Below are 21,561 nucleotides of genomic sequence, written 5' to 3'. Positions count from 1 at the left end.
GCCATCGCGGGCGCGAACGGCGAAAGATCAACCGAAAGGCTGATATGCAGCCCACCGCACTCAGACGCTCGGCAGCCACCACCCTCAGACCCCACGACTCTCAGCAGCAACGACCGCACTCAGACCGCCCACCACCGCACTCCGAAGCCAGGACCGCACTCCGAAGCCAGGACCGCACTCAGCAGCCACGACCGCACTCAGAAGGGAGGCTCGGTGAAGGTGACGGTGTTCGGAGGGGGCGGCCGGTCGACATAGGTGCGCCCGGTGGGACTCGTCCATTCCAGAAGCCCGTCGCCGAGCTGAACGACATGCCACGGCGTCTCATGCTTCAAGACATGATGTCGTCGGCATAGAGCGGCGAGATTCCCCTCGCTGGTCTCGCCGCCGAAAGCGGCATCGAGGGTGTGATCGAGGTCGCTGTCGCGAGCCGGCAACCCGCATCCGGGGAAGCGGCACCGCTCATCGCGCGACCGCAGTCTGCGGCGCAGGGATTCCGGAGGCCGGTACCTGTCGACGGACAGCACTCCTCCGTTCACCGGGTGCGTGAGGACCCGATCCCAGCCGGCGGCGGCTCCGGCCAGGGCCCTCGCGGAAGCGAGATCCATCGGAGCCCGGCCCGAGAGCTCTGCGGCGGGTCCGTCCGCGCTCATGAGCGTCGTGACGGGCACGGTGACCGCGACCTGCGCCTTGATCGATGCGAGCAGTGCGCCGACGGTGTCATGACCGGCGGGAGCGCCGGTCAGCAGCAGATCCGCCGCGAGATCGAAGCGTCGCTGCCCGAGCGTGCGCGGGTCGGTCGCGGCCGAGGCGACTGAAGCCGACGCCTCCGAAGCCGACGCCTCCGAAGCCGACTGCATCGGGGCCGAGCCGGCATCGCGAGAAGCGAGCTCCTTCGCCATCTGAGTCAACCGGTCATGCGCGCCGTGGATCAGAACCGACGGACCGTACACATGCAGCTCGGACATGGCATCCGGGCCGTCCGTGACCCATACGTCACGCCGCCCGCGCGCATCCTCGTGTCGCTCATCGAGCGTGCGCGACTGAAACTGCTGGGCGATCCGCTCGGCGATCACTCGCACGCGGTTCGGCGACTCGTCCTGCGCGAAGTCCAGCACGCGCGCGGCGTAGGCGGCACGCGCATCGTCGCCGTCGATGTGCGAGCCGGCGTCGACGATCACTCGCGCGTGCCCTGCCGTGATCAGCCCAGCGCCCTGCGCGTGCCACACCTGCGGGAACCGCTCGACCAGCACCTCCGCCGCGACCATGCGCCGCTGCACAGTGCGGTCGCTCACGCGCAGCGCCGTCGCGAGTTCGGCGGCCACGGTGCGCAGCGTGAGATCGGAGTCGTCGAGGCCGGCGCCCTTCTCCGCGATCGACATCGCCAGACGATTCGCCACGGCGAGCAGTCCGTCTCTTGCGGCCAGCACGCCCTGCAGCGTCTTCTCGACGGCCTGCAGCGACGACACCACGGCGCTGAGGTTCGCCATGTCCTCCTTCGTCGCCGCCGTAATTCCGTTCATATCTCGAGTATCCACGTGGCCACCGACATTCGAACCTGTGATCGCCCGGTAGAACCACCGACCTGATCACGCACGCATAACGAACCCATCTTTTCCGGCGTGAGCGGATGGGAGAGGCACATCGCCGCACCGACGCCCCTCCACATCATTCGGCTGACCCGGCCGCCGCGTCAGCGCCCGGTATCCGCCGACGTCGGACCGCCCTCCACCGCGTCGCGTCGCGAGGTCGGCGCGACACCGGCATCCTGTAGCGTGTCGGCCATGACCGGTCGTGATGCCGCCGCCGTACCCCCGCCGACCGCCAGGACGGGAGCCGTAGCGGCGTTCGGCCGGGACCACGAGAGCGCCACCGCACCGGCCACCCGCAAGCAGGTCGTCTCGTGGGCGATGTGGGACTGGGCGATGCAGCCGTTCAACACGGTCATCCTCACCTTCGTCTGGATCGCGCTGTACCTGACCTCGCGGATGTTCCTCGAGCCGTCGGTGCGCGAATCCGGTCTGCTGGCCGACGGCTCGTACATGAACTGCAACAGCTCGCAGTACGCGGCGTCCGAGTACTGCCACGGGCTCACCGACCTGTCGGAGTGGTGGGGATGGGCCAACTTCGCCGCGGGCATCCTGATCCTGCTGCTCGCGCCGGTGCTCGGGCAGCAGGCCGACGCGCGCGGCAGCAAGAAGAAGTGGGTCATCGGCGCGACGATCGCGATCGCTCTCGTCCAGTTCTCGCTCTTCTTCGTCGAAGCCGATCCGAAGTTCTTCTGGTTCGGCGCATTCGCCGTCGCGATCGCCGCCGTGGTCAGCGAGATCGGCAACGTCAGCTATTACGCGATGCTCTCGGAGGTGTCGACGCCGAAGAACGTCGGTCGCGTGTCCGGCCTCGGCTGGGGGCTCGGCTACATCGGCGGCGTCGTCGCGCTGATCGTGTGCATCCCAGTGCTCTTCCTCGTCGGGCAGGACAACGCGCTGTCGTTCAAGCTCGTCGCCGTCATCTGCGCCGTGTGGACGATCGTCTTCTCGATCCCGATGTTCCGCAACGTGCCCGAGTCGCCTTCGTACGACACCGCCGAGAGGGTGGGCTTCTTCCGCTCGTACGTCGTGCTGGGCCGCAGCATCGCCGAGCTGTTCCGCACCAACCGCCCGACGTTCTGGTTCATGCTCGCCGCGGCCGTCTACCGCGACGGCCTCGCCGGGGTGTTCGCGTTCGGCGCGGTGCTCGCCGCACAGGGCTTCGGCTTCTCGTTCCTCGAGGTGATCGTGTTCGGACTCGCCGCGAACCTCGTCGCGGGCGTCTCGACACTCCTCGCCGGGCGCATCGACGACGCCATCGGTCCGCGACGGCTCATCATCTTCGCCCTCTCCGGCCTGGTCGTGATGGCGTTCGTCGTCTACGCACTGCGCGACTACGGCACCATCGTGTTCTGGATCTGCGGTCTGCTGCTGTGCGCCTTCGTCGGCCCGACCCAGGCATCCAGCCGCAGCCTGCTCACGCGCCTCACCCCGCCGAGCCAGCAGGGCGCCATCTTCGGTCTCTACGCGACCACCGGCCGGGTGGCGTCGTTCCTGTCGCCGCTGGCGTGGTCGCTCTTCCTCGCCTGGTTCGGCGGGATCGTCTACGGCGTGCTCGGCATCGCCGTGGTGCTGCTGGTCGGCCTGGTGCTGCTGCTGTGCGTGCAGTTCCCGAAGGACGTCGGGGCCTGACCGGACGCCCCGACGTCGGGGCATGACCGGACGCCCGCCGACAGGTCCTGATCCCGGGCGCTCCGGCGCCTAGCCGGATGCCGGCCTGCGACGCAAGGGTCGCACGGGCCGAGGCATCCGTCCGCAGAATGGTCATCCCGACCCTCACCGACAGGAGCGATATGACCACGCACCGATTCGACGTGCATCCGTGGGGCGTCGGCTGGTCATGTCTGCGCAACACGGGCTGGGAGGACCGAGGCCAGTCGCACCGCGAGTCGGTCTTCTCACTGTCGAACGGACACATCGGATGGCGCGGCACCCTCGACGAGGGGGATCCCAGCGCGGCAGCGGGCAGCTACCTCAACGGCGTCTTCGAAGAGCATCCGATGCCCTACGCCGAAGACGGCTACGGATATCCCGAGCACGGCCAGACCGTCATGCACGTGCCCGATGGCAAGGTCATCCGACTGATCGTCGACGATGAGCCGTTCGACATCCGCACCGGGGAGCTCGCCGAGCATCGGCAGCTGCTCGATGTGCGCACCGGCCTCCTGCACCGCACGGCCACCTGGACGTCGCCCGCCGGCCGCACCGTGACCATCGCATCGCAGCGCATGGTGTCGTTCGCCCACCGCTCGATCGCCGCGGTGAGGTACGAGGTGACCGCCGAAGACGCCGCCGTCGACGTGACGCTCCTCTCGGAGATCGTCGCCGACGAGCCGCTGCCCGAAGTGCACTCCGACCCGAGGGTGATGGATGCCCTGCGCGACCCCTTCGAGCCGGTGGCCCACCACGGCGGCGGCGGTCGGGCCACCCTCGTGCAGCGCACCAGGCGCAGCCGGATCGCGGTGGCCGTCGCGGCCGACCATCGCGTCAGCATCTCATCGCGGGCTACCGCGCCCGAGCCGCACACCGAGGTCACGGCAGACCTCGCGCGCACCGCCGTGCGCGCCCGGATCGAGCCGGGCGAGAGCGTCGCCCTGGTGAAGTGCGTGGGCCATGAGTGGTCACCCGATCTCGACGATGTCGCGCTGCAGGATCGTGCCGAGGCGGCGGTCGAGACGGCCATGAAGCTCGGCTGGGACGAGCTCGTCGACGAACAGCGTCGGTATCTCGACGAGTTCTGGACCCGAGCCGATGTCACGGTCGACGGTGACGAGAGACTGCAGCAGAGCGCTCGGTTCTCGCTGTTCCAGGTGCTGCAGTCCGCCGCACGCGCCGAGGTGCGATCGATCCCAGGCAAAGGGCTCACCGGCGTCGGATACGAGGGCCACACCTTCTGGGATGCCGAGACGTTCGTGCTACCGGTGCTCACCTATACCGCACCGTCCGCCGCGCGGGACGCACTGGTGTGGCGGCACTCCACGCTCGACCATGCGCGCGAGCGGGCCGAGCAGCTGCACCTCGAAGGCGCCGCCTTCCCGTGGCGCACGATCGACGGCCGGGAGTGCTCGGGGTACTGGCCGGCGGGCACCGTCGCGTTCCACATCAACGCCGACATCGCGGCGGCCGTCGTGCGCTACGTGCAGGCGACCGGGGATGTCGACTTCGAGCGCGAGAAGGGCGTGGAGATTTTCGTCGAGACCGCGAGACTGTGGTGCACCCTCGGGCGCTGGGACGACGAGGGTGCGTTCCACATCGACGGCGTGACCGGACCCGACGAGTACTCGGCCATGGTCGACGACAACTTCTTCACCAACCTCATGGCGCAGCGCAACCTGCGGGCCGCCGCGGACGCCTGCAGGCGGCACCGCGATCAGGCATCCGCTCTCGACGTCTCGTCGGAGGAGATCGCGCGATGGACGACCACCGCAGACGCGATGGCCTTCCCGTACGACGCCGCACGGGGCATTCCGGAGCAGTCCGCCGGGTTCAACGAGAAGGAGCGGTGGGACTTCGAGGGCACCCCCGACGACCATTACCCGCTGCAGAAGCACTTCCCGTACTTCGGCCTGTACCGCAAACAGGTCGTGAAGCAGGCCGACCTCGTGCTCGCGCTGCAGACGGCACCCGACGCGTTCACGCCGGACGAGACGGCCCGCGCGTTCGCGTATTACGACGGGCTGACCGTGCGCGACTCGTCGCTGTCGGCGTCGGTGCAGGCCACCGTCGCCGCTCGCGTGGGTCAGCTCGACCTCGCGATGGACTACCTCGCCGAAGCCGCGACGATCGACCTCGACGATCTGCAGGAGGACGTCGACGAGGGCCTGCACGTGGCCGCGCACGCCGGGGTGTGGAATGCGCTGGTCTGCGGCTTCGGCGGCATGCGCGACGACGCCGAGGCGCTGCAGTTCGCGCCGCGGGTGGCGGCACCGATGACCGCCTTCTCGTTCGGGATGCTCGTGCGCGGCCACACCCTGCGGGTCGAGGTGCAGCACGACGCGGTCACCTACCGACTCGAGGGAGGCCCCGCGCTCGGCATCCGGCACTTCGACGAGGAGATCACGCTGGAAGCGGGCGTGGCTCGGCGTCTCGGCATCCCTGCACTCGCCGACCCCGGCCCGCGCCCTTCGCAGCCGCGCGGGCGGGAGCCACGGCGAGCGGGCGCCGAGACCTGAGCCGCATCAGGCGCGGCCCTGCAGGATCATGTGCCAGTAGACCTGCGGGAAGATCTGGCGGTCGATGATCCAGTTCATCCGACTCTCCCGGTACGAGCTGCGCCACAGCGTCGGCATCAGGCGGAGCCGGTCGTCGAACTCTGCGAAGACGGCTGTCGAGCGCGAGACGGTGAAGGGGCAGACGCCGTATCCGTCGTAGGCGGATGCCGCCTCGCGCCCCTCGAGCACCGCGCCGACGTTCTCGGCCACCACCTTCGCCTGCTTGCGCAGCGCACCGCCGGACTTCGAGTTCGTCGTGCCTGCCGCGTCGCCGAGCGCCCAGATCTCGGGATGCCGGGTGGAGCGCAGCGTGTGCGGATCGACGGCCACGAAGCCGGCGTCGTCGGCGAGGCCGCTGGCGCGGATCCATTCCGGCGCCTTCTGCGGCGGTTCGGCGACGAGCAGGTCGTAGTGCAGCGACTGCCCGCCGGCACCGTCGGCATCGAACACGACCGTTCGACCGTCGGCGTCGACCTCGCGCAGGTGCGCGCCGGTGCGCACGTCGATGTCGTACTCGTCGATGCTGCGCTGCAGCTCGGCGTCGATCTCGGGGATGCCGAAGATCGTCGGCGTCGGCACGAGCAGCACCACATGGATGTCGTGCAGCACGTTCATCGCCCGCCAGTACGCGCACGCCTGGTACATGGGCTTCTGCGCTGCGCCCGCGCAGGAGGCGGGCCCTGGCGCCTGCACGAAGACGACCGTGCCCGAGCGCACCGAGCGCAGCAGCCGGGACGCCTTCTGCGCAAGCGCGAAGTCGTAGTTCGAGGCGCCGTGCGGCGAGTTCATCGCCTCGTCGAGGCCGGGGACGGCATCCCAGTCGTTCCGGATGCCCGGGGCGAGGATCAGCTGGTCGTACCGGACGGTGTCGCCGGATGCCAGGTGCGCCCGCCGATTCTCGGGGTCGACCGCGCTGACGGCATCCGGGATCCACTCCACCCCGTCGGGGAAGACGTCGGCCTGCGGACGCACCGCCTCGCTCGCCCGGGCGGTGCCGCCCGCTATGTGCGAGAAGAGCGGCTTGTAGTAGTGGGTCTGCGATGGCTCGACGACGGCGATGTCGGTGACTCCGGATCGGCGCAGGCGACCGGCGACCGACAGCCCGCCGTTGCCTCCTCCGACCACGAGGACCCGATGCGTGCGCTCGTGACTGTCGACTGTGGATGTGTTCTCGGCGCTCATGGAAGCCGACCGTAGGCGGCTGCAGCGGCCGAGGCGACGGCCTTGACAGCCCCTGCCGGTGTGGTCGGTCACAGCCGGCGCGTCGCCGGATGCGAGGTCATCCGTGTACGCCTCAGCGCGGATTCGCGTACACGGCTGACCCCGCACGCCGCCGCGGGATGGAGAACGCTGGTCGCGGCTGCGGCTCACCGGCATTTTTCATCCCGGGGCGCGGGTCAGCTCAGCAGCACGCCTATCGTGACGACGGCGCCGCTCAGGAGAAGCGCGAGGAAGCTGCAGATCGCGATCGTCCAGCCCCGGTAGCTGCTCGGTGTCGCTCCCGCCGGCGGCGGCACGACGGTCGGGTCTGGGGGCGGTGCGGTCAGACGCCGATCGGATGCCGGTGCCGGAGCTGCCGAAAGCTTTTCAGCGGCAGACGTGCGCCGAGCGGCTCGGGTCGGCGCCTCTTCCGGAGGCGCGGGCGGGATGACGGGCTCGGCGAGCGCCGCATCGGGGATCACCGCATCGGGGATCGTCGGCTCGGGCACAGCAGGCTCCGGCACAGCGAGCTCCGACTCAGCGCGCGCTGCGTCATCGGCATCCCTCGTCGGGTCGCTCATGTCACCCGCCCTGAGCTCCCGCGTCGGTGATGCCGACGTCTGTGCGGTGGAAATTCTGGAACGAGCGGGATGCCGTGGGCCCGCGCTGCCCCTGGTACCGATTGCCGTACGGACCCGAGCCGTACGCGTTCTCGGTGGGCGAGGTGAGGCGGAAGAAGCAGAACTGGCCGATCTTCATCCCCGGCCACAGTTTGATCGGCAGGGTCGCGACGTTCGCCAGTTCGAGGGTGACGTGCCCGCTGAAGCCAGGATCGATGAACCCGGCCGTCGAGTGGGTGATGAGCCCGAGGCGTCCGAGCGACGACTTGCCCTCCAGCCGCGCCGCGACATCGTCGGGCAGGGTCACCTGCTCGAAGGTCGCACCGAGCGCGAACTCGCCGGGGTGCAGGATGAACGGCTCGTCTGGCGCGACCTCGATCAGCCGGGTCAGCTCGGGCTGATCCTCTGAGGGATCGATGAACGGGTACTTGTGGTTGTCGAACAGCCGGAAGTACCGGTCGAGGCGCACGTCGACGCTCGACGGCTGCACCATCTGCTCGTCGTACGGCGCCAGCCCGATGCGGCCCGTTGCGAGTTCTGCCTTGATGTCGCGGTCGCTGAGAAGCACGTGTTCAGCGTAACGGTGCCAGGAGAGCCGCACTATTCTCGTCGCATGACGCGCGACCCGATGATCTCCATCGAGCTGCTGCTCGACGAGATCAGCGAGAACGCCGTGCGCGCGGAGTGGGATGCCCTGGCCGCCGCCGGCCTGTCGAGTCTGGCCGCGCATACCGCGCCGAGCAACAGGCCGCACGTGACCCTGCTCGTGCGCAGTGCGCTGGAGCACCTCGACGTCGATGCCCTCGCCACTCGCGCGGCGTTCGAGGTGCGCCTGGGTGCGCCGGTGCTGTTCGGGGACGGCGACCGGCGCGTGCTCGCGCGCAGCGTGATCCCATCGTCCGCGCTGCTCGCCCTGCATGATGACGTCCACTCGGCGGCCGGACCGGGTGACGAGGCCCCGCACACCGCACCCGGCGCGTGGACACCGCACGTCACCCTCGCCCGGCGCGTGCGGTTGCAGGATCTCGAACGGTCGCTCCCTCTCGTCGGAGAGGAGCTCATCGGAACCGCGCGTGCGCTGCGCCGCTGGGATGCCGCCACGCGCACGATCACCGAGCTCGCGCGGCTGCGCTGACACTGACGCGAAGCACTCTGTGGTCGAACGCTGGCAGAGGTGTTGCCGCTCTGTGGCACGCGTGTAACCGGCGCCTCCGTAGCTTCGAATCACAAGCTTCCCCACAGTCCAGAGCCGCCTCGGCCCTCAAGAACGGAAACATCATGACCGAGATCACCGCCACCGCCGCCCCCACCGCCAAGAAGTCCCGCAAGCGCCTGATCATCCTGCCGCTGGCCGGCCTGCTCGTCGCCGCCACCGTGGCAGTGGGCTCGGGTGCGGACTTCGTCGCCAACTCGGTCAACTCCGCCAACGCCTTCAGCAGCGGCACGCTCGCCCAGCAGAACTCCAAGTCGGGCAAGGCGATCTTCAACGCCTCCAACCTCAAGCCGGGCGACACGGTCAACGGCAAGGTGACCATCACCAACTCCGGCTCGCTGCCCGCCTCATTCACCCTCACCGAGAACGCCACCAACGGCTTCCTCAAGGCCGAGAACCTCAAGCTCGTCATCACCCGCGCCGGCAGCGGCACCCCGGTCTGGTCCGGCACCTTCGGCGAGCTGACCAAGGCCGGCGCTCTGGACCTCGGCGAATTCGCCGTGGGCGAGTCGCGCGAGTACACGTTCAGCACCACCCTCGCGCAGACCGCCGACAACACCGAGCAGGGCAAGAACGCCTCCGCCGTCTACACCTGGGACTCGAAGCAGACGGCCGCCACGTCCGTCGCGCAGTGATCGCCCACCCCTGACCCGGGACATCCGGCATCCATTCGCCGGCTGTCCTACCCCCGCTGATCACCCGAGATCGGCACTGATCACCCGAGATCAGAGGAGAAGAGCATGAGCCCCATCAAGACGACCCGCGCGATCGGCAACACCCTGATCAGCGTCGCCGTCGCCTGCGCCATAGCGCTGGTGGGGCTCATGCTCGTCCCGTCGCTGTTCGGCCTCGACCGCTACGTCATCACAGGCGGCTCGATGTCCGGCGCCTTCGAGCGCGGCACCGTCGTGTACGAGCGGCAGGTTCCCGTCGCGGATCTGAAAGTCGGCGACATCATCACCTACGTGCCGCCGAAGGACGCCGGCATCAACGAACCGGTCACGCACCGTATCCTCTCGATCGACGACGAGACCGACCCCGACGGCCGGCGCGTGCTGCGCACCCAGGGCGACGCGAACGCCAGTGCCGACCCGTGGACCTTCACCCTGGAATCCGCCGTTCAGCCCCGCGTCGAGGGCTGGGTGCCGGCAGTGGGCTGGGTGTTCATCCTGCTGTCGATGTCGGGGGTGCGGATGCTGGCCATCGGCCTTCCCGCCGCGATGATCGGTCTCATGTTCCTGCGCGACCTTGTCCGCGCGCTACGCGGCTAGCACGCACTTCTCCACGGGTCTCGAAGGGGCCGCGGCTTCCTGCCGCGGCCCCGTCCCCGTATCTGCGCAGCGCTTCTTCTGGTCCGATCGTGTCCCGGCTGAGACCCCGTTGTTGCCGGGCTGTAACCGGCCGCTCCGTAACGTCGAAGCATGACCAGACGGACGGGCACCCCGATGACCGGCACGGCGCTGCGCAACAGCGCACTCGCCGCTCTGGGCGCCCTGCTTGCGGCCGTCTTCGCCCTGAACGGACTGCAGACCTCCTCCGCAGCCTTCATGTCACAGTCCGCGAACGCCACGAGCACGGCCTCCGCCGCCGTCGACTGGACCCCGCCGACGGTCGGCATCGTCGCCCCCGATGCACCGCTGCGCGGATCCGCGGCCATCACCGCCGCGGCCGCCGACGCCGAGACCGGCATCGCGAACGTCATGGTCCAGTGGCAGAGCGCGGGCGCCTCGAGCTGGACGACGCTGTGCAGCACCGCATCTGCCCCCTACCGCTGCAGCTGGGACACCTTCGCCGTGGTCGACGGCGCATACGACGTGCGAGCCACCGCCACCGACAACGCGGGCTACGCCTCCACATCGGCGCCGGTGCGGGTCGCCGTGGCGAACGCCTTCACCGTGGCGCTCGCCGACCTCGGCGACGCGGTGCGCGGCACCATTCCGCTGAGCGCGACGCTCGGCGATGCCGACCCGCGCGCCACCTATGGTCTGCGATTCGAGTACTCGGTCGCTGACGCGAACAGCTGGAAGAGCGTCGCTGGCTGCGCGAGCATCGCAGGCTCCGCGTCCTGCACCGTCAACTGGGCGACGGCGTCACTGGCCAGCGGCGACTACGACGTGCGCGTCGTGGCGTGGCCCACGGCCCGTCCGGCCGTGGTCATGGTCTCGGAGACCGCCGCCGTCACCGTCGACAACATCGCACCCACCGTCACCATGACCGACCCGGGCAGCGTGCTCACCGGCACCGTCACCCTCGCCGCCTCGCCGGCCGATGCGCACTCCGGTGTGGCATCCGTCGTCATCCAGCACCAGCCGAGTGCGGGTGGCGCGTGGACGACCGCCTGCACCATCACCGACGAGCCGTGGTCGTGCCGCTTCAACACCGTGCCGCTGCCGTATGGCCGATACTCGTTCCGTGCCATCGCGACCGACCTCGCCGGCAACAGCACCACGTCGGCCGCGGTCGCCGGCCGCCTGGTCGACAACACGGTCTCGTCGATCTCGCTCGACGACTCGGGCGCGTACCTCACCGGAGCCGTGCAGCTGACGGCCACCGCGAACTCCTCGGCCGGGGTCTCGTCGGTCGCGATCCAGTACTCCCCGGCGGGCAGCGGCAAGTGGTCACCCGTGTGCACCCTCGCCGCGGCGCCCTACGTCTGCGCGTGGGACACCAAGACCGTCGCGGACGGCTCGTACGATCTGCGCGCCGTCCTCACCGACAGCCACGGCAAGCAGACCACCTCGACCGTGCTCGCTGCCCGACGCGTCGACAATGCGCCGCTGCGCGGCGCCGACGTGCAGGCCGTCAACGGCGGCAACGCCGGGGTGATCGACGCCGGCGACGTGCTGGTGCTCACCTACAGCGGACGCGTCAGCCCGGAGAGCATCGCGAGCGGATGGGACGGCTCGGCTCGCGCCGTCACCGCCCGGGTGCGCGACGGCGGCATCACGAGTGGGTCCAACGACCTGCTCGACGTGCCGAACACCAACCTCGGCTCCGTCAACCTGCGCGGCAACCACGTCGGCTTGTGGCGCACGGCGCAGTTCTCGGCCACCATGATCGCCACGACCGAGACCATCAACGGCGTGCCCGCCACCGTCGTCCGTGTCACCATCGGCGCCCCCACGTCGGGCTCGGTGCGCACGGTCACCACGGCCGCTGCGATGACCTGGACGCCTTCCGCCAATGCGACCGACCTCGTCGGTCTGCGCTGCTCGACGACTCCGGTCACCGAGAGCGGCCCTCTCGACAAGGACTTCTGATGACACGGTACGAGCGCCCCGAAGGGCCCTTCGATGACGTTGATAGCCTCGAGCATGTGGGACGACACATCCTTGTGGTGGAAGACGACGACGGCATTGCGGTGCCGCTGCTGCGCACTCTCGATCGCGAGGGCTACGACGTCGAGCGCGTCGCCGACGGAGCGTCGGCCCTTGCGCGAGCGGGCGACGATATCGATCTGGTCGTGCTCGACCTCGGCCTGCCCGACATGGACGGCCTCGACGTGTGTCGCAGACTGCGCGAGCAGGGTTTCGCGGGCGGCATCGTCATCCTCACGGCGCGCGACGGCGAGCTCGATCGCGTCGTCGGCCTCGACGTCGGTGCGGACGACTACATCGCCAAGCCCTTCGCTCTGGCCGAGCTGCTGGCCCGGCTGCGCGCTCTGCTGCGACGCAGTCCTGCGGCTGCGTCGCAGCCCGTCAGCGAGCGGACGCCCTCGGCATCCGTGTCCCCAGCCGCACTCGTCGTCGACGTCGCCTCGCGACGCGCCCTCGCAGGGGCTCGCGAGCTGCCGCTGAGCACGAAGGAGTTCGACCTGCTGGCCCAACTCGACATGCAGCGCGGCGCCGTGGTGACGCGCGAGCGACTGATGGACGAGGTATGGGACGCGAACTGGTTCGGGTCCACCAAGACCCTCGACGTCACCGTCGCCCGACTGCGCCAGAAGCTCGAGGAATCGGGTGCCGACGCGCGGATCACCACCTTGCGCGGGGTCGGATTCCGCCTCGACGAGGGCGCGCCCGATGCGTAGACGGCTCATCGTCGCCTTCCTCTCCCTCGCCGTCGCGATCATCGCGTTGTACGGCGTGCCGCGTGTGCTGATGGTGGCCGATCTCGTGCACGCCTCCGAGCAGCAGTACGCGAAGCGGATGGCCAGCATGGTGGGAACCGTGATCGACCAAGGCGGCGGCTCCGGGACTGTGAACGAGAAGCTGCTCGGCGGGCTGATCATCTACGGCGAGCGAGTGGTGTACACGGCTTCCGACGGCACCACCGTCGTCGCCGGAAGCGACGTCGATGCGGATGACATCACCGGCACCTCGATCGTCCGCAGCGGCGGCACGGTCGACTTCACCCGATCCGGCGAGATCGTCAACGAACGCATCTCGAAAGCCGTCACACCGGTCATCGCGATCGGCGCAGGCCTGCTGCTGATCGCGATCATTGCAGCGATACAGCTGGCGCGTTCGCTGTCTCGACCGTTCCTCCGCCTGCTGGACACCGTGCGCGAGATCGGCAGAGGCAATCTGCGGCCGCCGAAGCAGCACCTCGGAGTGCCTGAGGCACGCGCGATCGACACGGCGCTGCGGGAAAGCGCGCAGACGCTCGAGGATCGCCTGCGCCGCGAGCACGAGTTCGCCTCGAACGCCTCGCATCAGCTGCGCACCCCGATCACCGCGCTGCGCCTCGAGCTCGAGGATCTGTCGCTGTGGCCCGAGACTCCGCCGGTCGTGCGCGATCAGCTCGACCACGCGGTGCGTGAGATTGACCGCCTGTCGGATGCCATCGCGCAGCTTCTCGCGCTCGCCCGGGGCGACACACCAGGAGCGACCACCTTCGAGCCGCTCGCCGAGTCGCTGCACGAGTCCGCAGCACGCTGGCAGGGGCAGGCCCATTCCCTGGGACGCACGATCCACGTCGCGCCGATGACAGGCGATCTGGGGGACGCCCCTGCCGCCGCGTCGCAGATCATCGACGTGCTGCTGCACAACGCCCTCACGCACGGTCGCGGCGACATCACGATCGACGCGGAGCGGCGAGCGGAGTACGTCACCGTGCGGGTCGCAGATGAGGGCACGCGTCCGCGCGGCAACGCGATCTTCCAGCGGCGGCCGCATCGGCGCAGCGCCACCGCGGGAGAGGGCATCGGCCTTGCCCTCTCGGTCGAACTCGCCGAGAGCCTCGGTGGCCACCTGCTGCTCGACGGGGCGTCGACCACGACGTTCTCGCTGATGCTGCCTGCCCGCGGATGACGAGCGAGGTCGTTTTCCCGGCCCCGAGGCCTGCGATGTTCGGGTGGGCGGGCCGGAACGCGTATGATTGCAGACGCGCCGCTAGGCGTGCGGGGCTGTAGTTCAATGGCAGAACTTCTGCTTCCCAAGCAGACAGCGCGGGTTCGATTCCCGTCAGCCCCTCCATCTGTAGAGTCTTTCTGACTGAGCCATGGGCCGAGGGGAAAGATGAGCACGGCGGACGCGATCGCAGCGATCGACCTGGGCAAGACCACATGCCGCCTCCTGATCAGCGGCGATTCGCACCAGGTCACCCGCACGGGCGACGGCGCGCCGGGTCTCGCCGCGCCAGGCGGGGTCGCGAGCACCGCCGCGGCGATTCTCGCGCTGCTCGACCCCGGACCGATGCCGCACGCCCTCGGAGTCGGGGCGGCCGGCGCGTGGACGGCCCCGACCGCCGCGCTCGAGCTGGCCGTGACGCTCGCCGCAGAGACCGGAGGGCAGGTCGCCGTCGCATCCGACGTCGTCACGGCGCACATCGGCGCGCTCGACGGCGCTCCGGGCGTGCTGCTGATCGCCGGAACGGGCGCCGTCGCGCTCGGCGTCGACACCGACGGCATCCGCCTGGTGGACGGGTGGGGACCCGAGATCGGCGACCTCGGCAGCGGGTCGTGGCTCGGACGCGAAGCCGTCCGCGCGGTGCAGCGCGCCGCGGTCGGCCTCGGCCCCGCGACAGCCCTGGAACGGGCCGTCGCCGCGCACATCGCGCCTGCCCCCGATCCGCTCTCGTGGACGCTCGCCCAGCAGCCGCTCGCGCGAGCGCTGGGCACCCTGGCCCCTCTTGTCCTCGACTGCGCTGAGCAGGGCGACCCGGTCGCCTTCGAGATCGCCGCCGAGGCCCTGCGGCTGCTCACCGCATCGGCCGTGGCCGCCTCCGCGTCGGCTCGCGAGGTGGCGCTGCACGGCGGACTGACCGGGCATCCGTGGTTCCGCGCGAGACTCGACGACTCCCTCTCGGACGCCGGTCGCCGCGTCGCATCGCCGATGGGGGATGCTCTGACCGGCGCTCGGCTTCTGATGACCCGCCACGATCTCCCCCACGAAAGGTTCGTGCACCGTGCCGAATGACGACAGCTCGCTCACCGCGCTTCTCGGCCTGCTCTCGAGCCTCACCACCGAGGCAGCCGCGCCCGAACGAGGCGACCTCGACGTGCTCAGCACCGAAGAGCTCGTGCGCAGCATGAACGCCGAGGATCGCGGGGTTCCCGAGGCGGTCGCCGCGCGTGCGACCGAGATCGCCGCCGCCGTCGACGGCATCGTCGATCGCTTCCGTCGGGGCGGGCGCCTCATCTACATCGGCGCGGGCACCGCAGGACGCATCGGCGTGCTCGACGCCAGCGAGTGCCCGCCGACCTTCGGCACCGATCCGTCGATGGTGGTCGGCCTGATCGCGGGAGGCGAGACGGCCATCCGGTCTGCCGTGGAGGACGCGGAAGACGACGAAGACGCCGCGGAGGCGTCGCTGCGCGGCCTGAACCTCTCCCCCGACGACACGATCGTCGGGATCTCGGCATCCGGTCGCACCCCCTACGTCGTCGGCGGCCTGACCTTCGCACGCGGCATGGGCGCACTCACCGTGGCGATCGCCTCGAACGCCGACTCGGCGATCGGCTCCGCGGCGGAGATCGCGATCGAGGTCGTCACCGGGCCGGAGTTCGTCTCGGGCTCCACCCGCCTGAAGGCCGGCACGGCGCAGAAGCTCGTGGTCAACATGCTCAGCACGCTCTCGATGATCAAGCTGGGCAAGACGTACCGGGGCGTCATGGTCGACCTGGTCGCAACCAACGAGAAGCTGCGCGCCAGGTCGATCAGCACGGTCTCGCGCCTGGCCGGGGTCGAGGTCGACGAGGCGATGACCGCGCTCGACGCGGCGGGCGGCTCCGTGAAGCTGGCGCTGCTCATGCTCGCGACCGGCGCTTCGGCCGCGGCTGCGGCCGACGCACTGCAGCGCACCGACGGCATCCTGCGAGACGCCATCACCGCTCTCGGCTGAGGGGGCGGCAGGGACGCGCTATTCGCCGACCCGCAGCACGCTCAGCCGCATGTCGAGCTCCTCGATGCGATCCGCGTCTTCGCGCTCGATGGCGAGACGTCTCAGATGCTGGAGCTTGGCGATCTCGTCGGCTCGGGTGGCGGTGCCGTCGTGCAGCCGCTCGACGAGCGCCTCGTCGAGGCCGCTCAGGTCTTCTGCGTTCTGCTCGCTCATATCCGAACTCTAGTCACGCCCTCGGTCGAATCCGAGGGCAGAAGAGCAGTCTTGCGCGAGAGATAATTTCCTCGGTTCTTTGCCCACCGAATCGGCGAAGGTTCCCTCCTTCCTCCACATAGAGTCGCCTCATGGTTGAGACCGTCACCACCACTGAGGCGACGACGCGTTCGGTGCGCGCCGCGTACTTCGTCTCCGACAGCACGGGCATCACCGCCGAGACCCTGGGCAACGCCCTGCTGGCCAACTTCCCGGGCATGGTCTTCGTCAAGCACACGGTGCCGTTCGTCGACTCGGTCGACACCGCGACCACCGTCGCCGGCCAGATCGCGCAGGATGCCGCGAACGGTCTCGAGCCGCTCGTGTTCACCACGGCGAAGAACCTCGCTGTGCGCACCGTGCTCACCGACGTGCCCGCGACGCACATCGACCTGCTCAGCGGCCATCTCAGCGAGCTCGCCGAGGCCCTGGGCACCCTGCCGTCCGAACAGCTCGGCCAGTTCCACACGCTGGGGGATGCGACCGAGTACTTCGCCCGCATGCGCGCCGTCGAGTACGCGATCGAGCACGACGACGGACAGAGCAGCCGCGCACTCGACCTCGCCGACGTGATCATCGTCGCCCCGAGTCGCTGCGGCAAGACGCCGACGACGATGTACCTCGCCCTGCAGTACGGCCTGCTCGTCGCCAACTACCCGCTCACCGACGACGACTTCCCCACCGACGGCCTCCCGCCGCTCGTCGCGCCCTACTCCGCACGCTGCTTCGGGCTCACCACCACGCCACTTCGGCTCAGCCAGGTGCGGCACGAGCGCCGACCCGACTCGCGCTACTCGAGCCTCGCGCAGTGCACCACCGAGCTGCGGCGGGCAGAGAAGCTGTACGCCCGCAACGGCATCCCGTTCCTCAACTCCTCGACGAAGAGCGTCGAGGAGATGTCCGCAGTGATCCTGCAAACCCTCGGCCTTCGCCGCTGACCAAGACGAAAGAGCTCATCGTGACCAACATCCTCTGGTTCGATCAGATCGGAATGGCCGATCTTCCCCAGGTCGGCGGCAAGAACGCCTCCCTCGGCGAGATGATCTCGAATCTCTCCGAACTCGGCGTGCGCGTGCCCGGCGGCTTCGCGACGACCGCAGACGCCTACCGGCGCTTTCTCGCTCACGACGGGCTGCGCGAGCGCATCCGCGACGCGATCGCCGGGCTCGACGCCGACGACGTGACGCGGCTCGCGCTGGTCGGCACCGAGATCCGCGGCTGGATCATCGAGCACCCGCTGCCCGGCGACCTCGAGCGCGACATCCGCGACGCATACGACCAGCTCGTGGTGAAGGATGCCGAGCCCGACCGCGTCACCTGGGCCGTCCGCTCCTCTGCGACGGCGGAGGATCTTCCGGATGCCTCATTCGCCGGCCAGCAGGAGACCTTCCTCAACATCGGCGGGATCGAGAACGTGCTGACCGCGATCCGCAGCGTGTACGCCTCGCTGTACAACGACCGTGCCATCGCGTACCGCGTGCACCATGGCTTCGATCACGACGAGGTCGCCCTCTCGGCCGGCGTGCAGCGCATGGTGCGCTCGGACATCGGCGCGTCGGGCGTGATGTTCACCATCGACACCGAATCCGGCTTCGACGACGCCGTGTTCGTCACCAGCTCGTACGGTCTGGGCGAGGCCGTTGTGCAGGGCGCCGTGAACCCCGACGAGTTCTACGTCTCGAAGCCGGCGCTGCGCGCCGGGCGCCCCGCGATCCTCAAGCGATCGGTCGGCGAGAAGGCGATCGCCATGCGCTACACCGACAGCAGGGAGGCAGGGGCCAGCACCGCATTCGTCGACGTGCCCGTCGCGGATCGCCCGCTGTTCTCCATCACCGACACCGAGCTCACCGAGCTCGCCCGACACGCGCTCGTGATCGAGGAGCACTACGGCCGCCCGATGGACATCGAGTGGGGCAAGGACGGCGTCGACGGCCGGCTGTACATCCTGCAGGCGCGTCCTGAGACAGTCGTGTCGCGGGCGTCGTCCACGGTCATGCGCCGCTTCCGCCTGCAGGAGAAGGGGCCAGTAGCCGTCGAGGGTCGCGCGATCGGGCAGCGGATCGGCGCAGGTCCGGTGCGCGTGCTGCGTGATGCGACGCAGATGAGCGAGTTCCGGACCGGCGATGTGCTCGTCGCCGACATGACCGATCCCGATTGGGAGCCGATCATGAAGCGCGCATCGGCCATCGTGACCAACCGCGGCGGCCGCACCTGCCATGCCGCGATCATCGCCCGCGAACTCGGCATCCCCGCCGTGGTCGGAACCGGCGGCGCGACGCGGGTACTCACCGACGGTCAGCCGGTCACCGTCTCGTGCGCCGAGGGCGACACGGGTGTCGTCTACGAGGGCATCCTGCCTTTCGCCGAGGAGGAGACGGCTCTCGACAGCATGCCGGAGGCGCCGGTCAAGATCATGATGAACGTCGGAACGCCCGATCAGGCCTTCTCGTTCTCGCGACTGCCGCACCGCGGGGTCGGCCTCGCGCGGCTCGAGTTCATCATCAACCGCCAGATCGGCATCCACCCGCGCGCCCTGCTCGAGCACGACGCCCTGCCCGACGACCTTGGTCGGCAGGTGGATGCTCGCATCGCCGCCTACCCGTCACCGCGCGATTACTTCGTGCAGCGGGTCGCGGAAGGCGTCTCGATGCTCGCCGCCGCGTTCGCGCCAGAGCCGGTCATCGTGCGGATGAGCGATTTCAAGTCGAACGAGTACGCCAATCTCATCGGCGGGGAGCGCTACGAGCCGCACGAGGAGAACCCGATGATCGGGTACCGCGGCGCTTCGCGGTACATCTCGCCCGACTTCCGTGAGTGCTTCGAGATGGAGTGCGAGGCGCTGAAGTTCGTGCGCGACGAGATGGGCTTCACCAACGTGCAGGTGATGGTGCCGTTCGTGCGCACCGTCGCCGAAGGGCAGGCGGTCGTCGAGCTGCTCGCCGAGAACGGTCTGCGCCGCGGAGAGAACGGCCTGAAGGTCGTGATGATGTGCGAGGTGCCCACCAACGCGCTGCTGGCCGACGACTACCTCGAGCACTTCGACGGATTCTCGATCGGCTCGAACGACATGACCCAGCTGACGCTCGGCCTCGACCGCGACAGCGCCCTGGTCGCAGACACCTTCGACGAGCGCGATCCCGCCGTGCTCAAGCTGCTGTCGATGGCGATCGAGGCGTGCCGTCGGCAGGGCAAGTACGTGGGGATCTGCGGTCAGGGGCCGAGTGATCACCCCGAGCTCGCGGAGTGGCTGGTCGAACAGGGCATCGAATCGGTCTCACTGAACCCCGACACCGTCGTCGAGACCTGGCTGCGGCTGGCACGACTGCAGAGCGTGGAGGCGTGATCCTACCGCGCCGGGCGTGACATGCGGCGAAACAAGGGTGCGTATTGTGTATCACCGGTGGGCCTTCGGCCCCTCCCTCAGCACAGTCGACTACGGTTCAGAAGGAGCGCGTCCGCGCTCATCGAACGAATGCAGGTGCCTCAATGCCATATCGCGACCGGACCACCGTGGAGAGCTGGGTCGACGAGTACATCGAGTCGCACAGCGCTGACTCGCTGGGCGTCGCGGTGCTCGACAAGAACTTCGAGGCGGGCCCCGATTCCGGGATAGTGGTCGTCACGCTGCGCACGGCCAGCACGATCACGTTCCTGCACCCCGAGATCCGTCGGGGATCACCGATCTGGATCGTCACCTTCGAGGAGCGCAACGAGACGCTCGATCTCGACGACGTGGCGCTTCGCCAGCTCGCGGAAGACCTCACCGCGCTCACCGAGCTGCGGACGTTCCTGCAGCGGAAGACCGACGCGGTCGTGCTCGCGCACTGACCGCGGCGATCAGGCCGGGAAGACGGTGAGCAGCGCGCCGAATGCGGCGGTGACGCCTGCCACCAGGCCCGCCGATGCGGCGATGGGGTGCACGATGCGGCCGACCCGACGATCGCGCATGCGCGCCTTCTCGGGCTTCCACGACAGCACTGCCGTCTTCGCTGCGGAGAGCTCGGCGTAGCGGCCGATCGGGGCGCTCGTCGCGTCGAACGCGACGAAGTGCCCGTCCGGCGTCGTGTCGACGGATCCGACGTACTCGCCGGCCTTCGAGGCGACGTAGAAACCGGTGTCGACCTTGCTCCACGTCACCGAGCGCGGCACGATCGTGGCGGTCGGCGCCTGCGGTAGAGCGGAAGCGAGCGGAGCGTCGGGGGCGGCCGGGTTGTACAGGCGGCCGGCGGGGTGATCTGCGATGGTCATGCCACACGCGCCAGTGCAGGGGTGCGGACGTCGAGCTCGGAGATCTCGCGCTCGGCGACCTGGTCGCAGAGATCGATGACGACGCCTGCGGACGAGTTCGCCTGGTCGGCGAGCTGCTGCAGGTAGCTGCGATCCAGCTGCTTGGCGGCCTCGGCATCCATCTTGAACTGCAGCGGGATGGAGCAGTGCAGCCAGATGCTGGACCGCTCGACGTTGCCGTCGGTGAGGCGGTCCCACGAGAGCGAGAAGCTCTCGTTGCGCCGCAGCTTGGTCGAGACGAGAACCTTCAGGTGAGCGAGGATGCGATCCGGCATCTCGATTGCTTCGCCGGTGGCTCCGTAGTGCAGCGTGCCCATTTCAACTCCTCAGGTCGGGGGATCCGATGTAGGAAAACTTACTCAGGTCAAAACTAGTTTGTCAAACTACATATCTGCCACGCTTCATGGTTTGTTATACTCGAGTTCAGGAGGTGGCTATGAGCGTTCAGATCGATGCCGCTACAGAGATCATCGATGCCCTTCGGCAGTACCAAGAGGCCGACAGTGCGATGCACGCGCGTGCCCGCCAGGCGTCGTCGATGTCCGACAACGAGATCCGCATCATCCAGTTCCTCCTGACCGCCGCGGGCAACAATCACACCGTCACCCCCACCGCGCTGTCGAAGCACCTCGGCGTGACATCCGCGTCGATGACCGCGCTGCTCGACCGTCTCGAACGGGCGGGCGCCATCGAGCGCGTGCGGCACCCCTCAGATCGACGAAGCCTCGTGATCACCGCGGCGCCGTTCGCAGAGCAGACTGTCGGTGCGCCAGTGGTCGCCTTCCAGCAGGCCACTCAGGAGATCGCGGCCGACCTCACCGAAGACGAGCAGGCAGCCGTCGTCCGCTTCCTTCGCCGACTCACCAGCGCAGTCGACCAGGCAAGCCGCACCGTCGGCGGCTGAGAGC

General features: G+C 69.1%; 21 protein-coding genes and 1 tRNA gene. 15 read left to right on the top strand and 7 right to left on the bottom strand.

The window, feature by feature from the left end:
• Positions 1-197: 197 nt before the first annotated feature.
• The gene (locus tag PGB26_RS04585) at positions 198-1,520 is read right to left on the bottom strand and encodes an HNH endonuclease signature motif containing protein (protein ID WP_271639163.1); all 1,323 of its coding nucleotides are present in this window, start codon (positions 1,518-1,520) and stop codon (positions 198-200) included.
• Between the two features lie 261 nt (positions 1,521-1,781).
• On the opposite strand from PGB26_RS04585, the gene PGB26_RS04580 reads away from it, so the two are divergent.
• Both PGB26_RS04580 and PGB26_RS04575 read left to right on the top strand, forming a co-directional pair.
• Entirely contained in the window at positions 1,782-3,218 is a 1,437-nt protein-coding gene (locus PGB26_RS04580) for an MFS transporter (RefSeq protein WP_271639162.1), read from the top strand.
• Positions 3,219-3,379: 161 nt separating this feature from the next.
• Positions 3,380-5,758 carry a glycoside hydrolase family 65 protein gene (locus PGB26_RS04575; RefSeq protein WP_271639161.1) on the top strand — a complete coding sequence of 793 codons (2,379 nt, stop codon included), beginning with the start codon at positions 3,380-3,382 and terminating at the stop codon, positions 5,756-5,758.
• Between the two features lie 6 nt (positions 5,759-5,764).
• Here the strand turns inward: PGB26_RS04575 and PGB26_RS04570 are convergent, their stop codons facing one another.
• The 3 genes from PGB26_RS04570 to dcd form a co-directional block, all read right to left on the bottom strand.
• Positions 5,765-6,979 (bottom strand): NAD(P)/FAD-dependent oxidoreductase, encoded by a 1,215-nt coding sequence (locus PGB26_RS04570; protein WP_271639160.1) that lies wholly within the window; start codon positions 6,977-6,979, stop codon positions 5,765-5,767.
• Positions 6,980-7,194: 215 nt separating this feature from the next.
• Positions 7,195-7,578, bottom strand: a complete 384-nt coding sequence (locus PGB26_RS04565) for a hypothetical protein (RefSeq protein WP_271639159.1) — start codon at positions 7,576-7,578, stop codon at positions 7,195-7,197.
• Between the two features lies 1 nt (position 7,579).
• Positions 7,580-8,185, bottom strand: coding sequence for a dCTP deaminase (gene dcd / locus PGB26_RS04560; protein ID WP_271639158.1), 606 nt, complete (start codon positions 8,183-8,185; stop codon positions 7,580-7,582).
• Positions 8,186-8,230: 45 nt separating this feature from the next.
• Here dcd and PGB26_RS04555 point away from each other — a divergent pair, with 45 nt between their 5' ends.
• The 9 genes from PGB26_RS04555 (at position 8,231) to murQ (ending at position 16,114) form a co-directional block, all read left to right on the top strand.
• Entirely contained in the window at positions 8,231-8,752 is a 522-nt protein-coding gene (locus PGB26_RS04555) for a 2'-5' RNA ligase family protein (RefSeq protein ID WP_271639157.1), read from the top strand.
• Positions 8,753-8,895: 143 nt separating this feature from the next.
• Entirely contained in the window at positions 8,896-9,465 is a 570-nt protein-coding gene (locus tag PGB26_RS04550) for a TasA family protein (protein WP_271639156.1), read from the top strand.
• A gap of 105 nt (positions 9,466-9,570) precedes the next feature.
• Entirely contained in the window at positions 9,571-10,101 is a 531-nt protein-coding gene (locus PGB26_RS04545; protein ID WP_271639155.1) for a signal peptidase I, read from the top strand.
• A 150-nt stretch (positions 10,102-10,251) separates the two neighbouring features.
• Positions 10,252-12,090: an Ig-like domain-containing protein gene (locus PGB26_RS04540; RefSeq protein WP_271639154.1), complete on the top strand. Its 1,839-nt coding sequence runs from the start codon at positions 10,252-10,254 to the stop codon at positions 12,088-12,090.
• Positions 12,091-12,146: 56 nt separating this feature from the next.
• Positions 12,147-12,860 (top strand): response regulator transcription factor, encoded by a 714-nt coding sequence (locus PGB26_RS04535; protein ID WP_271639153.1) that lies wholly within the window; start codon positions 12,147-12,149, stop codon positions 12,858-12,860.
• Positions 12,853-14,082 carry a sensor histidine kinase gene (locus tag PGB26_RS04530; RefSeq protein WP_271639152.1) on the top strand — a complete coding sequence of 410 codons (1,230 nt, stop codon included), beginning with the start codon at positions 12,853-12,855 and terminating at the stop codon, positions 14,080-14,082. Before PGB26_RS04535 ends, PGB26_RS04530 begins: the two co-directional genes overlap by 8 nt.
• Before the next feature lie 91 nt (positions 14,083-14,173).
• A tRNA-Gly gene (locus tag PGB26_RS04525) sits at positions 14,174-14,247 on the top strand.
• A 42-nt stretch (positions 14,248-14,289) separates the two neighbouring features.
• A complete protein-coding gene (locus PGB26_RS04520) occupies positions 14,290-15,189 on the top strand; it encodes an N-acetylglucosamine kinase (RefSeq protein WP_271639151.1) in 900 nt (299 codons plus the stop codon).
• Positions 15,179-16,114, top strand: coding sequence for an N-acetylmuramic acid 6-phosphate etherase (gene murQ / locus PGB26_RS04515; RefSeq protein WP_271639150.1), 936 nt, complete (start codon positions 15,179-15,181; stop codon positions 16,112-16,114). The genes PGB26_RS04520 and murQ overlap by 11 nt, the downstream gene beginning before the upstream one ends.
• A gap of 18 nt (positions 16,115-16,132) precedes the next feature.
• On the opposite strand, the gene PGB26_RS04510 is transcribed toward murQ, so the two are convergent.
• On the bottom strand, positions 16,133-16,327 hold the full coding sequence (locus PGB26_RS04510; RefSeq protein ID WP_271639149.1) for a hypothetical protein: 195 nt from the start codon (positions 16,325-16,327) through the stop codon (positions 16,133-16,135).
• A 131-nt stretch (positions 16,328-16,458) separates the two neighbouring features.
• Between PGB26_RS04510 and PGB26_RS04505 the strand changes: the two genes are divergently transcribed.
• From PGB26_RS04505 to PGB26_RS04495, 3 genes are all read left to right on the top strand, one after another.
• The gene (locus PGB26_RS04505) at positions 16,459-17,304 is read left to right on the top strand and encodes a pyruvate, water dikinase regulatory protein (RefSeq protein ID WP_271639148.1); all 846 of its coding nucleotides are present in this window, start codon (positions 16,459-16,461) and stop codon (positions 17,302-17,304) included.
• A 17-nt stretch (positions 17,305-17,321) separates the two neighbouring features.
• On the top strand, positions 17,322-19,709 hold the full coding sequence (gene ppsA, locus PGB26_RS04500; protein WP_271639596.1) for a phosphoenolpyruvate synthase: 2,388 nt from the start codon (positions 17,322-17,324) through the stop codon (positions 19,707-19,709).
• 143 nt (positions 19,710-19,852) lie between these two features.
• On the top strand, positions 19,853-20,194 hold the full coding sequence (locus tag PGB26_RS04495; RefSeq protein WP_271639147.1) for a protein-L-isoaspartate carboxylmethyltransferase: 342 nt from the start codon (positions 19,853-19,855) through the stop codon (positions 20,192-20,194).
• A 9-nt stretch (positions 20,195-20,203) separates the two neighbouring features.
• Here PGB26_RS04495 and PGB26_RS04490 read toward each other — a convergent pair whose 3' ends face one another.
• Both PGB26_RS04490 and PGB26_RS04485 read right to left on the bottom strand, forming a co-directional pair.
• A complete protein-coding gene (locus PGB26_RS04490) occupies positions 20,204-20,614 on the bottom strand; it encodes a hypothetical protein (protein WP_271639146.1) in 411 nt (136 codons plus the stop codon).
• Complete coding sequence (locus PGB26_RS04485) at positions 20,611-20,970, bottom strand: DUF7882 family protein (RefSeq protein WP_271639145.1); 360 nt, start codon at positions 20,968-20,970, stop codon at positions 20,611-20,613. The genes PGB26_RS04490 and PGB26_RS04485 overlap by 4 nt, the downstream gene beginning before the upstream one ends.
• Positions 20,971-21,089: 119 nt before the next feature.
• On the opposite strand from PGB26_RS04485, the gene PGB26_RS04480 reads away from it, so the two are divergent.
• Positions 21,090-21,557: a MarR family winged helix-turn-helix transcriptional regulator gene (locus tag PGB26_RS04480; protein WP_271639144.1), complete on the top strand. Its 468-nt coding sequence runs from the start codon at positions 21,090-21,092 to the stop codon at positions 21,555-21,557.
• Positions 21,558-21,561 lie beyond the last annotated feature (4 nt).

The organism is Microbacterium sp. nov. GSS16 (assembly GCF_028198145.1).
Taxonomy (GTDB): Bacteria; Actinomycetota; Actinomycetes; order Actinomycetales; family Microbacteriaceae; genus Microbacterium.
The sequence above is the reverse complement of the archived record's forward strand: the minus strand, read 5'-3'. Positions and strand labels throughout refer to the sequence as shown.

Bases quoted from the DNA above. Each gene is read 5' to 3' on its own strand.
- PGB26_RS04565 (WP_271639159.1), bottom strand. From the start codon at position 7,578: ATGAGCGACCCGACGAGGGATGCCGATGACGCAGCGCGCGCTGAGTCG.
- PGB26_RS04495 (WP_271639147.1), top strand. From the start codon at position 19,853: ATGCCATATCGCGACCGGACCACCGTGGAGAGCTGGGTCGACGAGTAC.
- PGB26_RS04485 (WP_271639145.1), bottom strand. From the start codon at position 20,970: ATGGGCACGCTGCACTACGGAGCCACCGGCGAAGCAATCGAGATGCCG.
- PGB26_RS04540 (WP_271639154.1), top strand. From the start codon at position 10,252: ATGACCAGACGGACGGGCACCCCGATGACCGGCACGGCGCTGCGCAAC.
- PGB26_RS04570 (WP_271639160.1), bottom strand. From the start codon at position 6,979: ATGAGCGCCGAGAACACATCCACAGTCGACAGTCACGAGCGCACGCAT.
- PGB26_RS04555 (WP_271639157.1), top strand. From the start codon at position 8,231: ATGACGCGCGACCCGATGATCTCCATCGAGCTGCTGCTCGACGAGATC.
- PGB26_RS04545 (WP_271639155.1), top strand. From the start codon at position 9,571: ATGAGCCCCATCAAGACGACCCGCGCGATCGGCAACACCCTGATCAGC.
- PGB26_RS04585 (WP_271639163.1), bottom strand. From the start codon at position 1,520: ATGAACGGAATTACGGCGGCGACGAAGGAGGACATGGCGAACCTCAGC.
- PGB26_RS04510 (WP_271639149.1), bottom strand. From the start codon at position 16,327: ATGAGCGAGCAGAACGCAGAAGACCTGAGCGGCCTCGACGAGGCGCTC.
- PGB26_RS04490 (WP_271639146.1), bottom strand. From the start codon at position 20,614: ATGACCATCGCAGATCACCCCGCCGGCCGCCTGTACAACCCGGCCGCC.
- PGB26_RS04550 (WP_271639156.1), top strand. From the start codon at position 8,896: ATGACCGAGATCACCGCCACCGCCGCCCCCACCGCCAAGAAGTCCCGC.
- PGB26_RS04575 (WP_271639161.1), top strand. From the start codon at position 3,380: ATGACCACGCACCGATTCGACGTGCATCCGTGGGGCGTCGGCTGGTCA.
- PGB26_RS04530 (WP_271639152.1), top strand. From the start codon at position 12,853: ATGCGTAGACGGCTCATCGTCGCCTTCCTCTCCCTCGCCGTCGCGATC.
- PGB26_RS04520 (WP_271639151.1), top strand. From the start codon at position 14,290: ATGAGCACGGCGGACGCGATCGCAGCGATCGACCTGGGCAAGACCACA.
- PGB26_RS04480 (WP_271639144.1), top strand. From the start codon at position 21,090: ATGAGCGTTCAGATCGATGCCGCTACAGAGATCATCGATGCCCTTCGG.
- PGB26_RS04505 (WP_271639148.1), top strand. From the start codon at position 16,459: ATGGTTGAGACCGTCACCACCACTGAGGCGACGACGCGTTCGGTGCGC.
- PGB26_RS04580 (WP_271639162.1), top strand. From the start codon at position 1,782: ATGACCGGTCGTGATGCCGCCGCCGTACCCCCGCCGACCGCCAGGACG.